Annotated in this window: 9 protein-coding genes; all 9 read left to right on the forward strand. The window is 58.1% G+C overall.

Annotation, left to right across the window (positions count from 1 at the left end):
* The first annotated feature begins 10 nt into the window (after positions 1–10).
* The 9 genes from ACQR3R_RS00185 (at position 11) to ACQR3R_RS00225 (ending at position 14,921) form a co-directional block, all read left to right on the forward strand.
* Positions 11–751: a flagellar basal body rod protein FlgF gene (locus ACQR3R_RS00185; RefSeq protein ID WP_428269891.1), complete on the forward strand. Its 741-nt coding sequence runs from the start codon at positions 11–13 to the stop codon at positions 749–751.
* Between the two features lie 45 nt (positions 752–796).
* Positions 797–1,582: a flagellar basal-body rod protein FlgG gene (gene flgG / locus ACQR3R_RS00190; RefSeq protein WP_428269892.1), complete on the forward strand. Its 786-nt coding sequence runs from the start codon at positions 797–799 to the stop codon at positions 1,580–1,582.
* Between the two features lie 52 nt (positions 1,583–1,634).
* Positions 1,635–2,330, forward strand: a complete 696-nt coding sequence (gene flgH, locus ACQR3R_RS00195; protein WP_428269893.1) for a flagellar basal body L-ring protein FlgH — start codon at positions 1,635–1,637, stop codon at positions 2,328–2,330.
* Positions 2,331–2,339: 9 nt separating this feature from the next.
* Complete coding sequence (locus ACQR3R_RS00200) at positions 2,340–3,446, forward strand: flagellar basal body P-ring protein FlgI (RefSeq protein ID WP_428269894.1); 1,107 nt, start codon at positions 2,340–2,342, stop codon at positions 3,444–3,446.
* A gap of 11 nt (positions 3,447–3,457) precedes the next feature.
* Positions 3,458–4,759 carry a flagellar assembly peptidoglycan hydrolase FlgJ gene (gene flgJ / locus ACQR3R_RS00205; protein ID WP_428269895.1) on the forward strand — a complete coding sequence of 434 codons (1,302 nt, stop codon included), beginning with the start codon at positions 3,458–3,460 and terminating at the stop codon, positions 4,757–4,759.
* A gap of 23 nt (positions 4,760–4,782) precedes the next feature.
* A complete protein-coding gene (gene flgK, locus ACQR3R_RS00210) occupies positions 4,783–6,843 on the forward strand; it encodes a flagellar hook-associated protein FlgK (RefSeq protein WP_428269896.1) in 2,061 nt (686 codons plus the stop codon).
* A 13-nt stretch (positions 6,844–6,856) separates the two neighbouring features.
* Complete coding sequence (locus ACQR3R_RS00215; RefSeq protein WP_428269897.1) at positions 6,857–8,404, forward strand: flagellar hook-associated protein 3; 1,548 nt, start codon at positions 6,857–6,859, stop codon at positions 8,402–8,404.
* Between the two features lie 108 nt (positions 8,405–8,512).
* Positions 8,513–12,094, forward strand: coding sequence for a glycosyltransferase (locus ACQR3R_RS00220; protein WP_428269898.1), 3,582 nt, complete (start codon positions 8,513–8,515; stop codon positions 12,092–12,094).
* 70 nt (positions 12,095–12,164) lie between these two features.
* Complete coding sequence (locus ACQR3R_RS00225; RefSeq protein WP_428269899.1) at positions 12,165–14,921, forward strand: TIGR00180 family glycosyltransferase; 2,757 nt, start codon at positions 12,165–12,167, stop codon at positions 14,919–14,921.
* The last annotated feature ends 102 nt before the right edge of the window (positions 14,922–15,023 follow it).

Raw genomic sequence — 15,023 nt, forward strand, 5'->3', positions numbered from 1 at the left:
AGGAAAGAGTGTGGACAAGTACCTTTATGTGGCAATGACCGGCGCCAGCCAGAATGCACTGGCGCAGAAGGCTCATGCGAACAACCTCGCGAACATCTCCACCAACGGCTTCCAGAAAGACCTGGAGCAGGCGCGTTCGATGCCGGTGTTCGGTGACAGCTTTCCGGCGCGCGCGTTCGCCATGTCCGAACGCCCGGCCACCGACTTCTCTCCTGGCTCGCTGGTAGAAACCGGCCGCGACCTCGATGTCGCCGTACAAGGCGGCGGATGGTTGGCGGTACAGAACCCCGATGGCGGCGAAAGCTACGTGCGCACTGGCAGCCTCAACGTTGATGCACTCGGTGTATTGCGCGCCGGCAACGGTATGCCGGTGATCGGCAACGGCGGCCCGATTGCGGTGCCGCCTGAGCAGCAAATCGAAGTCGGCGAAGACGGCACTATCAGCATTCGTGCGATGGGCGAAGGTCCTCGCGTGATGGCCGAAGTCGACCGCATCAAACTGGTTAACCCCGACTTCAAGAACATGACCAAAGGCCTGGACGGTTCCATTCACACCAAGGACGGCAAGCCTGCGCAAGCCGATGCCAACGTGAAACTGGTGTCCGGTTTCCTCGAGTCGAGCAACGTCAATGCCGTGGAAGAGATGACCTCGGTACTGGCTTTGTCGAAGCAGTTCGAACTGCACATCAAGATGATGAACACCGCCAAAGACGATGACCAGGCCATGGCTCGGGTCTTGCAGATCAGCTAATTATCAGAACGTCGCGCCGTAAAACAGGCGCACGAGGAGAATCGAATGCTTCCGGCTCTATGGGTTGCCAAAACAGGTTTGTCCGCCCAGGACACCAACCTGACGACCATTTCCAACAACCTGGCAAACGTGTCGACCACAGGTTTCAAACGTGATCGTGCCGAGTTCCAGGATTTGCTCTACCAGATCAAACGCCAGCCTGGCGCCCAGTCGACTCAGGACAGCGAACTGCCGTCGGGTCTGCAATTGGGTACCGGTGTGCGCATCGTCGGCACGCAAAAGAACTTCACCGCCGGTAGCCTGCAAACTACCGAACAGCCGCTGGACCTGGCGGTCGACGGTCGTGGTTTCTTCCAGATTCTGCAGCCGGACGGCACCACGTCCTACACCCGTGACGGTACTTTCCACCTCGACTCCAACGGTCAGATCGTCAATGCCAGCGGTTTCGCCCTGGAGCCGGCGATTGTCATCCCCAACGATGCCCAGACCTTCACGGTCGGTCGTGACGGCACCGTGTCCATCACCATTGCCGGCAACCCGGCGTCCCAGGTGATCGGCAACTTGCAAACCGCCGACTTCATCAACCCGGCCGGTCTGCAAGCCGTTGGTAACAACCTGTTCCTGGAAACTGCCGCCAGTGGCGCGCCGCAAGTCGGTACCCCAGGCCTGGCCGGTTTCGGTACCACGCTGCAGAACACCCTGGAAACCTCCAACGTGAGCACCGTTGAGGAGATGGTCAACATGATCACCACCCAGCGCGCCTACGAGATGAACTCCAAGGTGATTTCCACCGCCGACCAGATGCTCTCGTTCGTAACGCAGAATCTGTAATCAAGTCCAAGAGGCGGCCATGAGGCTGCCTGCAACACCGTGAGGTAGGGTCATGAATCGCTTTGTATCTGTTCTGGCACTGAGTGGAGTCGCCGCGCTGGCGGGTTGCGTCGGTCCGACGCCCAAGCCCAATGACCCTTATTACGCCCCGGTGTTGCCACGGACGCCGTTGCCGGCAGCCGCCAACAATGGCTCGATCTATCAGGCCGGTTTTGAACAGAACCTGTACAGCGACCGCAAGGCGTTTCGCGTGGGTGACATCATCACCATCACCCTGAACGAGAAGACCCAGGCCAGCAAGAACGCCAACTCCCAGGTCGGCAAGACCAGCAAGACCAGCATCGGTTTGTCTTCGCTGTTCGGCGGTGTGCCCAACACCAATAACCCGTTGGGCAGTGGTGATTTGAGCCTTGATGCCGGCTACAGCGGCGACCGTGCGACCAAGGGTGATAGCAAGGCAGGGCAGGGCAACAGCCTCACCGGTTCGATCACCGTAACCGTCGCCGATGTGTTGCCCAACGGCATCATTGCGGTACGTGGCGAGAAATGGATGACCCTCAATACCGGTGACGAACTGGTGCGCATTGCGGGCCTGGTTCGCGCCGATGACATTGCTACCGACAACACTGTTTCGTCGACCCGCATTGCCGATGCACGCATCACTTACTCGGGCACCGGTTCGTTTGCCGATGCGAGTCAGCCAGGCTGGTTCGACCGTTTCTTCCTCAGCCCGCTGTTCCCTTTCTAGGTGGCTACGTTGAATTTCAGAAGTCTCATCGTTGCTGCCCTGATGCTGTCGGCATCCTTCAACGCTCAAGCCGAGCGCCTGAAGGATATCGCCAGCATTTCCGGCGTGCGCTCCAACCAATTGATCGGCTATGGCCTGGTGGTCGGGCTTAACGGCACCGGTGACCAGACGACGCAGACCCCGTTTACCCTGCAGACCTTCAACAACATGCTCTCGCAGTTCGGCATCAAGGTGCCGCCAGGCTCGGGCAACGTGCAATTGAAGAACGTCGCTGCGGTGTCGATCAGTGCTGACTTGCCGGCATTTGCCAAACCGGGCCAGCAGGTCGATATCACCGTGTCGTCCATCGGTAACTCCAAGAGCCTGCGTGGCGGCACTTTGTTGCTGACACCGCTCAAGGGTATCGATGGCAACGTCTACGCCATCGCCCAGGGCAACCTGGTGGTTGGCGGTTTCGATGCTGAAGGTCGCGACGGCTCGAAGATTACGGTCAACGTCCCTTCGGCCGGCCGGATTCCTGGGGGTGCCTCGGTGGAGCGTTCGGTGCCGAGTGGTTTCAACCAGGGCAACAGCCTGACGCTGAACCTCAACCGCTCCGATTTCACCACGGCCAAACGCATCGTCGACAAGATCAACGACATGCTCGGCCCAGGCGTTGCCCAGGCTATCGATGGTGGTTCGATTCGGGTCAGTGCACCGCTGGACCCGAGCCAACGCGTGGACTACCTGTCGATCATCGAAAACCTTGAAGTCGATCCGGGTCAGGCGGTGGCGAAAGTCATCATCAACTCGCGGACCGGCACCATCGTGATCGGCCAGAACGTCAAGGTTTCCCCGGCCGCCGTGACCCACGGCAGCCTGACCGTCACGATCACCGAAGACCCGATCGTCAGCCAGCCAGGTCCTCTGTCCAATGGCCAGACGGCGGTTGTGCCGCGCTCGCGGGTCAACGCCCAGCAAGAAGCCAAACCGATGTTCAAGTTCGGCCCGGGTACCACCCTCGACGAAATCGTTCGTGCGGTGAACCAGGTCGGCGCGGCGCCGGGTGACCTGATGGCCATCCTTGAAGCGTTGAAGCAGGCCGGCGCGTTGCAAGCCGACCTGATCGTGATCTGAGGACGTAGATCATGGACATGCGCAAAAGCGGATTGGTCAGCAGCAGCGATTCGGGCTCCTATTCGGACCTTAATCGCCTGAACCAACTGAAAGTGGGCGACAAGGACAGCGACGCGAACATGCGCAAGGTTGCGCAGGAATTCGAGTCGTTGTTCCTCGGCGAAATGCTCAAGTCGATGCGTTCGGCCACTGAAGCGCTGGGCAAGGACAATCCGCTGAATACGCCTGCCGCCAAGCAGTACCAGGAAATGTACGACCAGCAGTTGGCCGTTTCCATGTCTCGCGAGGGCGGTGGTATTGGTTTGGCGGACGTGCTGATGCGTCAGATGTCGAAGAACAAACCGATGGCACCGGGTGAAGCTGCTGCGGCATCGGCGGCCAAACAGGCTGCCGCCAAAGCCGCGGTTGAAACGCCGATTGCTGCTGGCACTGTTGCCACCCACGGGCCGTTGTCGAGGCTCAATGGTGAGCGTCCGTTGTGGGCGTCGCGCTCGGTCCATGCACCGCAAGCGACGGGTGAGGGCGCACATCGCAACGACATGGCACTGATCAATCAGCGACGCCTGGCATTGCCGCCGAAACTGGCGGACCGTTTGCTCGCCGGTCTGGTGCCGTCGGCCTCGACCGCCAACAACACGGCGATCAACAAAACCTTGTTGCCTGAGCAAACCACGCCGGCCGTCAAGACCGGAGCCGGTCCACTGTTCAATGGCGACTGGCTGGCCTCGCAAGCCAATTCCGACACCAGCGCACGCCTGCAGGTTTACGGCCGTGCCATGGCGCAAATCCCGTTGGCGCCGGCGAAGAAAGCCTTCAGCTCAGCTGACGAATTCGTCAACACCATGCTGCCGATGGCCAAGGAAGCAGCCGACCGCATCGGCGTCGATCCGCGTTACTTGGTGGCCCAGGCCGCGCTGGAAACCGGATGGGGCAAATCGGTCATGCGCTCCCAGGATGGCAGCAGCAGTCACAACCTGTTCGGCATCAAGGCCGGCAGCAGTTGGAAGGGCGATTCGGCGCGAGCGATCACCAGCGAATTCAGGGACGGCGAGATGGTCAAGGAGACGGCAGAGTTCCGGTCCTACGCCTCTTACAAGGACAGCTTCCATGACCTCGTCACTTTGCTGCAAACCAATAATCGCTATCAAGATGTCGTGAAGTCGGCCGATAACCCAGAACAGTTTGTACGCGAGTTGCAGAAGGCCGGTTACGCAACCGACCCCGACTACGCAAGCAAGATTTCGCAGATAGCCAAGCAGATGACTAGTTACCAGAACTACGCTGCGGCGGGCGTTTCCACCACGCCTTTATAAGGCATAAGGTTAAGGTCTGAACCATGAGTTTGCTCAATATCGGGATGTCCGGGCTGGCCGCAAGCCAATCCTCGTTGGCGACCACCGGCAACAACATTGCCAACGCTGATACCGCCGGGTACTCACGCCAGCAAACCGTGCAGGGCACCAAGTCCTCGCAGCAGTTCGGCAACGTATACATCGGCACTGGCACCACCCTTGCCGATGTGCGCCGGGTGTACAACAGCTACCTCGATGCACAGTTGCAGACCACCACCGCGCTCAATAGCGATGCGGCGGCCTACGCAGGCCAGGTCACGCCGCTGGATACCTTGCTGTCGGACAGCGGTACCGGCCTTAACGGTGCACTGACCAAGTTTTTTGCTTCGGTGCAAAACGTCAACGCCAAGCCCGGCGACGATGCTTCCCGCCAATTGTTGCTCAGCGACACCCAGGCGCTGGCGGCCCGTTTCAACTCGATGTCGACGCAGTTGAACGCGCAGAACACCAGCATCAACGGCAACCTGACGAACATGGCCGATCAGGTCAACAAACTGGCCGCAACCGTGGCCCAGTTGAACCAGAAGATTACCGAGATTTCCAGCTCCGGTGGCCAGCCCAATGAACTGCTCGATGCGCGTAACGAGACGGTGCGTCAGCTGTCGACCTTCACCGGTGCGCAGGTGGTTGAGCGTGATGGCAACCTCGACATCTATCTGGGCAGCGGCCAGCCGTTGGTCATGGGCAACACGGTCAACAAACTCGAAGTAGTGCCGGGCAAAGACGACCCGAATCGTTTGGCTCTGCAGCTCAATCGCGGTTCGAGCACTATCGATATCACCTCGATCATGACGGGTGGCGAGATCGGCGGTTTGCTGCGTTATCGCAGCACTGTCCTGGACCCGGCCATGAACGAATTGGGTCGTGTGGCATTGGTCGTCGCCGATCAGATGAACAGCATCCAGGCCCAAGGTATCGACAAGAACGGCAACTTCGGTTCGAACCTGTTCAACAGCATCAACAGCGCGGCGCAAATGGCGCAGCGCAGCATCGCTTCGGGCAATAACACCGGCACCGGCAACGTTGACGTGAGCATCGAGGATTCGGGCAAGCTGACCATCAATGATTACAAGGTCACCTTTACCAGCGCCACCGACTACACCGTGCAGCGCCTGCCGGACAACACGTCTATGGGCAGCTACAGCACCGCCACGCCGCCAGCGCCAGTGATCGATGGTTTCAAAATGAATTTCACCGGCACTCCAGCTGCCGGCGATACCTTCAAGATCACCCCGACGCGTAACGCGGCTGGCAACATCAAGATAGAGATGACAGACGCCAAGAGTCTGGCCATTGCGGCGCCCTTGGGCGCGGAGATTGCGGCGGGTGGCAGCGGTACGCTGACCATTCCTGCGAGCGGCCAGCCGAAGCTGACTACCCAGTTCGACATCTACGACTCGGCAACCGCCACGGCGATGCAGAACGGCCTCAAGAACTCGACACCGGTCAAAGTCTTGTTTGGTGCTGTGTCTGCTGACGGTACCAGCCAGGCCTACCAGTTTCTGGACGCCAAAGGCGGGGTGATCAGCAGCGGTACCATCAAGCCTGGCGAGAACAACACGCTGAGCCTGAGCATCCCGTTGACCGACGCCAGCGGCGCACCGATCAACGACCCAGGCCCGCCCATTGTGCAGCGCACTGCACAGTTTGACATGACGGTTGCCGGTGCCCCAGGCAACGGCACTGCGATCAATGTGACGTTGAGCCAACCGGGTACCCTGGATAACCGCAACGGTACGGCATTGGCTGGCCTGCAAACCGCACAAACCGTGGACACCGGTTCGAGCAGTAAAGGCATTTCCCTGACCGACGCCTACGGCAAACTGGTCGAAGGCGTAGGCGCCAAGGCTGCCCAGGGCAAGCTCGACAGCGCCGCCACCACTGCGATCCTGGCCAACGCCAAAGGCGCACGTGATTCGTTGTCCGGTGTCGACCTCGATGAGGAAACCGGCAACCTGGTCAAGTATCAGCAGTACTACACCGCCTCTTCGCAGATCATCAAGGCTGCGCAGGAAATTTTCAGCACACTGATCAACAGTCTTTAAGGAGTCGTAGCCCATGCGCATTTCTACCGCCCAGTTTTACGAGTCCTCTGCAGCGAACTACCAGAAAAACTTCGCCAACGTGGTCAAAAGCAGCGAAGAGGCCAGCAGCCTGGTTCGCGTCAACACCGCAGCCGATGATCCGGTCGGTGCGTCGCGCTTGCTGCAGTTGGGGCAACAAGCTTCGATGCTTGATCAGTACGCCACCAATACCAACACCATCAAGGCGACGCTGGGTCAGACCGAGTCGGTATTGACCAGTATCAACAACGTGCTGCAGCGCGCCAAGGAGTTGGCGATTGGTGCAAACAACGCCGGTTATACCGATGCCGATCGTCAGGCCAACGCCTCTGAACTGGGCCAGATTGAAGAGCAACTGCTGAGTTTGATGAACAGCCAGGATGAAAACGGTAAGTACATCTTCGCCGGTTCCAAGGGCGATACCGTTCCGTTTACGCGCAACAGCGATGGCACCTACAGCTACAACGGCGACCAGTCGACCCTGAACCTGCCGGTCGGCGACAACATGTCGATGGCCACCAATAGCACCGGTTGGGAAGTGTTTCAGCAAGCGGTCAACACCGCGCGCACCCAGGTGACCGGGTCGATGAATGACGGCCTCGTCACACTGTCCAACGGACAGGTTTCATCCAGCGTTTCGTACAACAGCAAATTCCGCAGCGGCGAGCCGTACACAGTGGATTTTGTCAGCGGCACTCAGTTAAAGATCACGGACGGGCTCGGCAACGACGTGACGAATGAAGCGACGCAGGGCGGTGTCATCACCAACGGCACGAATCAAAGCATCAGTTTTCGCGGTGTCGACTTGTCGCTGAGCTTCAACGACCCCAACGCGACGCTGACTGGGCGTAATTTCACCCTGCAATCCACGCCTGACACGTTCAACGTGTCTCGCGGACCCGGCAACACCGGGTCGGTTCAGCCTACCAGCACCAAGGTTACCGATCCTGCCGCTTACAAAGCGAGCTTCCCAAGTGGCTCGGCGGTGCTGAAATTCACCAGCGATACCGCGTTCGATTTGTACGCTGCACCGATTACTGCCGACAGCAAACCGGTCTCCAGCGGCACGATGGTGGGTAACAAGGCCACCGCATCCGGTGTGGAGTTCACACTCGACAACACTGCGACCAACGTTCTGGTTGCCGGCGACCAGTTCAATTTGGCTGTCAACACTCACGAGACCCAGAACATTCTGGACACCGTGAGCCAGTTGAAAACTGCATTGAACACCCCGACTACGGGCAATGCTGTAGCAACTCAGAAACAACAAGCGGCGATGACAGCAGGCTTGGGTAACCTAGCCAGCGGTATCGATCAAGTGTCCGCAGGCCTGAGTTCGGTAGGCGGTCGCGGATCGGCGCTGGATACCCAAAGCGACACCAACCAGGCGCTGGTGCTGGCAAACACTCAGACGCAATCGACGATCCGTGATTCGGATCCGGCCGAAGTAATGACGCGCCTGACCCTGCAGCAAACCATGCTGCAAGCTTCGCAGTTGGCGTTCAGTAAAATCGCGCAGTTGGGCCTGTTCAACAAAGTCTGATCCAGAGCGGGGGTCGCATGCCCGTGCGATCCCTGATCCTCTACCTTTACGGTTCAGGACGTTTTGCTCTCTCGCGGAGCTGACGCCCGCCGGTCGAGAGTCACGCGTGTGAAACCTATTCCTCTTGTCAGTATCGCCATCCCTGCGTTCAACCCGCGTTTTTTTCGTGCGGCATTGCAAAGTGCGCTCGACCAGACTTACGAAAACCTTGAAATCGTCATTTGTGATGATTGCCGCACGGATGAAATCGAGCAAATAGTAGCTTCGTTGGTCGCAGAATCGAGCGTGGTTGTGCGCTACTCACACAATCCTGAGCGCCTCGGTTTCCAACAAAATCTCTTGCGGTGTTTCGAAGAAAGTCGTGGCGAGTTCATCAAGTTTTTATGTGATGACGATCAACTGCTGGTGACCACGATCAGCCAGCAGGCTGCCATTTTGAGCGTGCATGCCGAAGTGTTGTTGGTGGTGAGCAAGCATCACGTGGTCGATGCCGACGATTACGTCTTGCCGATTCGCATGGAGAACGTTGGGCTTACTCCGTTCGACGCGCTGTTCAAGGGCGAGGACCTGCTGGCCAGTTTCGAGAAAACGCCGCGTAATATACTTGGCGGATTCAGTTGCGCGCTGATGCGTCGGGCAGACATCGCTTCATTGCTGCCTGCCTTGGCTCAGCCTGAGGCCGGGTTTGTCGCACTGCTTGATTTTGCCTTGTTCATTTGTTTGCTGCGACGAGGCAACCTGGTGCAGCTCAGCAACGTTGGCAGTATCGAGCGCTTGTATCCAGAGCGCCTGCGCAAACGCCCGGACATGGTGTCTGCGTCCGTTGTCGAGTGGGGATGGCTGGAGCAGATGCTTGCTCAGCGCAGCGGCGAACTGGCCCCCGCCACCGATTGGGTGCGCTACGTGATGCTGGAGGAGCTCACCACGCCAGAAACCCGTGAATGGGATGAGCTCAATCTGTATACGGTGATGGCTTCGCGCCAAGGCATCATGCTGGTTCAGGTCGGCACGGACACCGAAAGCTACGCTGATCTCTACGCGCAATGGATCGACTGCCGCCGTTTCAGTCCGTCGCGTAAGCAGGTGTTGTCACGGCAGATTGCGCGATGGCCGCATCGTCCTGCCATCGTCCCGATCATCATTGATTCGAACGATGACGCCTACGGGCTGGACGTTACCCTCCAAAGTATCGCCTCCCAAACGTATGCCTGTGAATCGGTGCTGCTGTTATCGAACGGTGCAGGGGACCTCGGTGACGGTATTCAGCGCCTTCCACTGCGGGCCGACTGGCCACAGCAACTCAATCAGTTACTGCCAGCGCTAAATGGAGCCGACTGGGTTTACCTGCTTCGCGCCGGTGATCGTTTGACCGAATCCGCATTGCTGGTTCTGGCTGACCGGATTGTCGGCATGCCGGGCGCATCCTGTATTTTCAGTGACGAAGGTGCGCTGGTAGACGACGAGCCCGCCGAGCCAATCTTCAAGCCCGACTTCAATCTCGACTTGATGCGCGGATATCCCTATGTCGGTCGTACCCTTGCGTTTGAACGCCAACGTCTCGTTGCACTGGGCGGCTTTGACTCGACGCTGGGTGAGCTGGCACCTCATGACGCGATCTGGCGACTGGTCGAAACGGACGGGACGAACGCTATCGGGCACATTGCTGAAGTACAGGTTGAATCGACTTTTACCTTTGCACAGTGGCTTTCCCTTCCTGAAGTGATCGAGAAGAACGCTCAACTGATCACTGCGCATCTGCAGCGCATAGGAATCAGTCACGTGTTGCATCCGGGACCGATGTTGAAATTGATTCCGCGAATCGAGTACCAGTATGCGCAGTGTCCGCTGGTGTCGATCATCATTACCGTCAACGACGAGTTGATGGCGCTACAGCGCTGCATCAATAGTCTGATTAGCAAAACGGCGTATACCCGTTACGAAATCATCCTCGTCGACAATGCCAGCGAAAGCGCTGAAGTGCGGAACTGGCTCAAGGCCATGGCCGAGTTGGGCACTGACACCTTGCGCATTTTCTATCAGCCGGAGAGCGGCAATGATGCGACCGTCAAAAATTTCGCGTCACAACAGGCGCGTGGCGAATACCTGCTGTTTCTCAGCCCCTATTGCGTGGCCCACGACGAGCGTTGGCTGGACGAGTTGCTCAACCATGCGCAGCGTCCAGAAGTCGGGATCGTTGGGCCGCGCACGCTCAACCTGCAAGGCAATGTGATCGATGCCGGCTTGGTGCTGGGGCTAAATGGCTTGGCGGGCCGGGCGTTTATCAACGAGCCAGTGACTTCGGGCGGCTATATGCAGCGCCTGCAGGTGGTGCAGAACTGGAGCGCGGTCAGCGGCCATTGCTTGCTGGTCCGCAAGTCGGTGTTTGACGGTGTTGGTGCGTTTGAAGAAACCATCAGTACTCAAGGCATCAACGCCCTTGAGCTGTGCCTGCGGGTCGGCAAGGACGGTTACCTGATCGTCACCACACCCTTCTCCAGCGTAGTGCTGGCGCCTTCCGCACACACCAGAATTGAAGAACTGCGTGAACAGCAGCTGGAGCTCGAGCAAGAGGCGTTCTACCAGCGCTGGTTACCACAAATTGCTAATGATCCCTCATACAACCGCAACCTGAATCTGAGCGGCAACAGCTTTGGCCTTAATCCAGGGCAGCGCACGGGATGGAATCCACTATTTACGCGCAATGCGCCGTCGATTCTAGGGTTGGCGCTTAACAGTTCGGCGATCGGACACTACCGCGTCAGCCAGCCTTTGTTCGAGCTGCAAGCGGCAGGGCGAATCGTTGGCCGAGTGGCGTACGACATGCCCTCAATCATTGAGATTGAACGGCAATCGCCTGACGTCATCATTCTGCAGGGCCGCTACAACACCGGTAAAATCAACGACATCGTTCAAGTGAAAAACTATTCCCGGGCCATGCGTATTTACGAGTTGGACGATTATGTCGCGCGGATCCCGGAGAAGAACGAACACACCCGTAATATGCCCGATAATATCGAGTCATTGATGCGCAAAGGCATTGGCATGTGCGACAGGGTAGTGGTGTCGACGCATGCGCTGGCGGGTGTCCTCAGTGATATGCACCACAACATTCGGGTGGTGCCTAACATGCTGGCACCTAATCTGTGGGCGCACCTTAAGAGCCAGCGTCGCACCTCGAACAAGCCGCGCATCGGCTGGGGTGGCGGTACCAGTCATCGCGGCGACCTGGAGCTCATCGCTGATGTGGTCCGCGAATTAGCAGATGAAGTCGAGTGGGTCTTTTTCGGCATGTGTCCCGATCTGCTCAGGCCCTATGTCCACGAGTTCCATCCTGGCGTCAGCCTCTCGGCGTACCCGGAAAAACTCGCAAGTCTGGATCTTGATCTTGCGTTGGCGCCCTTGGAATTTCATATCTTCAACGATTGTAAGAGCAACCTGCGATTGCTCGAATACGGTGCTTGCGGCTATCCGGTGATTTGCTCCGACACTGAGGCATATCGTGGTCATTTGCCGTGTACAAGAGTCCTGACCAACAGCACCGATGAATGGTTGCAGGCGATTCGCATGCATCTGTCGGACCCGGCTGCCAGTTATCGAATGGGTGACGATTTGCGCGAAGTGGTCTTGCGCGATTTCATGTTGCGCGGCGATAACCTGCAGTACTGGGCCGATGGCTGGCTGCCGGATTGAAAGCCAACATCGAACAGCCAATAGAACGTAATGCCGCTGATCTGGCGACCCGCTCGTTATAGGAATTCATATGCAAATTAATTTCACGAATGGAACCGCTGCTCCTTTAAACGAGCGGCTTACACTGGTGCTGTTGGCCCACGATCAACCGCGAACGTTGCGCCGTGCATTGCGTTACTACAGTAATTTATCGTGCGCGGTACTGGTTGTGGATTCGTCGCTCGAAACAGACGTCGACATCGCCGTGACGTTTCCCAGGGTTCAATATGTGCATGCGCCGGCGCAGGGTGTTGAGCATTTCAGCGTCAGGGTCCGCCGGGTGATCGATCGGATCACCACGCCTTACATGGCAGTGGCCGAAGCCGAAAGCTTCCTGTTGCCTACGGCGATTGATCAATCCTTGGCTTTCCTTGAGGCCAATGCCGATTACGGTACCTGCCAGGGTTACAGCCTGGCATTCGAAGCGCATGCCGATCGTGTCGATTATTATCTGCGTGACCGCAAGGGCTGCGAAGACTACGAAGATGATTCGGCTGAAGCTCGGCTGGCCGTGTTGGCCAGTGACTCGCCCTCTCTCGCGACCGCGGTGACTCGCACGGCCGTATTGCAGCGCTGGTACAGCAACCTCGCTGCGGACTTCAACCCAACCGTGCAGGAAAACGGCTACTCCAATGGACTAACGGAAGGTGCCAAAGTGCGCCTGCTGCCTGTTCCGTACGCGCTGCACCAACGCAACAGCATCACGTTTGGCGCGATCACTGAAAAGTTGTTCGAGTCACGCTGGGATTCTCATCTCGGCGAGCCGGTTCGTCGTTTCGAACCGACGCAATACGTTGAGTTGCCGTTTTATAATCAGGCTTTTTTCGACGTGCTTACAGGCCTCGAGTTTCTACTCCACGCAGTGCCGACAGGCCGGTTGCAACTTGATGAGCTCGAAGCGGCAATGTTCAAACAGAAAGAACTGTCGCGCGTACACCGCAACGCCAGCGCTGAGCCGCTCAATGAGCGCTTGCTGAAAGCCTTCCAGACTTATGCATTCAATCAGGATGTAGTGCAGCAATTGGGCCGCGTGTTGCAAAGCGAAGGCGAAAAAGAACATGCGCACAAAATTCTCGCGTGGGGCCAGCGTTTGGCGGCTGCGACGCTGCAAGATAACGGTCGCTTGTTTGATGCCACACGCTCTGGTCAATTGATGCAGTGGCTGGAGGCTCGTGAGCCGAGCGCCGCTCAGGTCAAGGACATCGGCCGGCACCTGGCACGCAACGGTGGTGGCCCGACATTCGGCATTCTGTTGCTGGATCTGGACGCTGACATCTTCAAGCTGCAGGCAACCTTTGATAGCGTTATGAACAGCTATTGCAGAGCGTTCAAGATCATTGTGTTTACCACCGGCGATCTGCCGGCCGAAACCACGCTGCAAAACACCCTGCACTTCGTCAAGGTCAACGAAAGCAACTACGTCGACAAGATCAATCAGGCGGTCAGCCAGACGGATTGCGACTGGATGGTGTTGATTGAGGCGGGTGAGGAGCTGACGCCAAGTGGCCTGTATCAGGCGAGCCTGGAGCTGCTTGCGGCGCCGCAGTGTCGTGCAGTCGCCATGGATGAGTTTCAGCGACAGGACAGTGGGACACTGGCCGATGTCTTCCGTCCGGGCTTCAACCTGGATCTGCTGCAAAGCTATCCGGGCTTGATGGCGCGCCACTGGCTGGTTCGTCGGGATGTCATGGTCGAGACAGGTGGTTACTCGCGCGAGTTCAAGAAAGCGCTGGAGTTTGATTTGCTGTTGCGTCTGATTGAGCAGGGCGGACTGGACGGTCTCGCGCATCTGGACGAGCCGCTACTTATTGGTCGGGCGCCGGACGAAAATGCCAGTGCCGATGAGCGTCGGACACTCCTGCGCCATCTTGCCACCCGTGGCTACCAAGCTGACGTCAGCACGCTGGTGCCAGGCACGCACAAAATCGATTACCGCTTCACCGAGCGTCCGATGGTGTCGATCATCCTGCATGGCGTCAGCGATCTTGAAACCTTGCAGCGCTGCATTCGCAGCGTACTCCAGCGTACCCGCTACCAGCGTTACGAACTGCTGCTTGCGAACGATTCGGCTTACGCGACGTCGTTAGGCACATGGCTAGATAGCCAGGGGCCACAGGCTAATCGCGTTCACCTGTTCAATGCCCAGCCGGGGTTGGCAACGGGTAGTCTCATCAATGCGGCCAGCCAGCACGCCCAAGGCGAATACCTGGTTACGCTGGCGGCTGATAGTGAAGTGGTCAACGTCAACTGGATCGAATCCTTGCTCAACCAAGTGCTGCGCCCGGAGGTTGGTATTGCCGGTGCCAAGCTCATCGATCAGGAAGGTCGGGTTACTCAGGCTGGCTTGATCCTGGGTTTCGACGACGGTGTGGGTTCGCCGTTCGTGGGTGAGCCGAAGACGGCCATGGGCTACATGAATCGGTTGGTGGTGGAGCAGAATTGCTCGGCAGTGTCCTTTGCATGCCTGATGATCTCCAAGCAGTTGTTCGAAGCGGCTGACGGCATCGACGTGGAACACTTTGCCGAAGCGTTCGGTGATGTCGATCTATGCCTGCGCGTCGGTCAAGCGGGTTATCTGACGGTGTGGACACCCCATGTGCAAGTCATCCAGTCGGGCGTGATGGCACATTCTGCAGAGGCTCGTCAGGCGTTTGGCGAGAAGTGGATCGAGGCGTTGGGGCACGACCGGTTCTACAACAAAAACCTGGCCGCCTATGGCTCTGGTTTTGAGCTCGGGCCGGTGGTCGGCATTGACTGGCCGGCCCTGGTCAAGCAAGCCACAGCCTGAGAATCAACGTTCGATATTAGTCAGCGTCAACAAAACAAGGCTCACCTGACGGTGGGCCTTTTTTGTCTGTGTCGCGTGCTGCAGCCCTTTCGAAACGGGGCC

It is taken from the genome of Gordonia sp. IEGM753, from assembly GCF_050321825.1.
Lineage (GTDB): Bacteria > Pseudomonadota > Gammaproteobacteria > Pseudomonadales > Pseudomonadaceae > Aquipseudomonas.

Bases quoted from the DNA above. Each gene is read 5' to 3' on its own strand.
- flgG (WP_428269892.1), top strand. From the start codon at position 797: ATGCTTCCGGCTCTATGGGTTGCCAAAACAGGTTTGTCCGCCCAGGAC.
- flgH (WP_428269893.1), top strand. From the start codon at position 1,635: ATGAATCGCTTTGTATCTGTTCTGGCACTGAGTGGAGTCGCCGCGCTG.
- flgJ (WP_428269895.1), top strand. From the start codon at position 3,458: ATGGACATGCGCAAAAGCGGATTGGTCAGCAGCAGCGATTCGGGCTCC.
- flgK (WP_428269896.1), top strand. From the start codon at position 4,783: ATGAGTTTGCTCAATATCGGGATGTCCGGGCTGGCCGCAAGCCAATCC.
- ACQR3R_RS00215 (WP_428269897.1), top strand. From the start codon at position 6,857: ATGCGCATTTCTACCGCCCAGTTTTACGAGTCCTCTGCAGCGAACTAC.
- ACQR3R_RS00225 (WP_428269899.1), top strand. From the start codon at position 12,165: ATGCAAATTAATTTCACGAATGGAACCGCTGCTCCTTTAAACGAGCGG.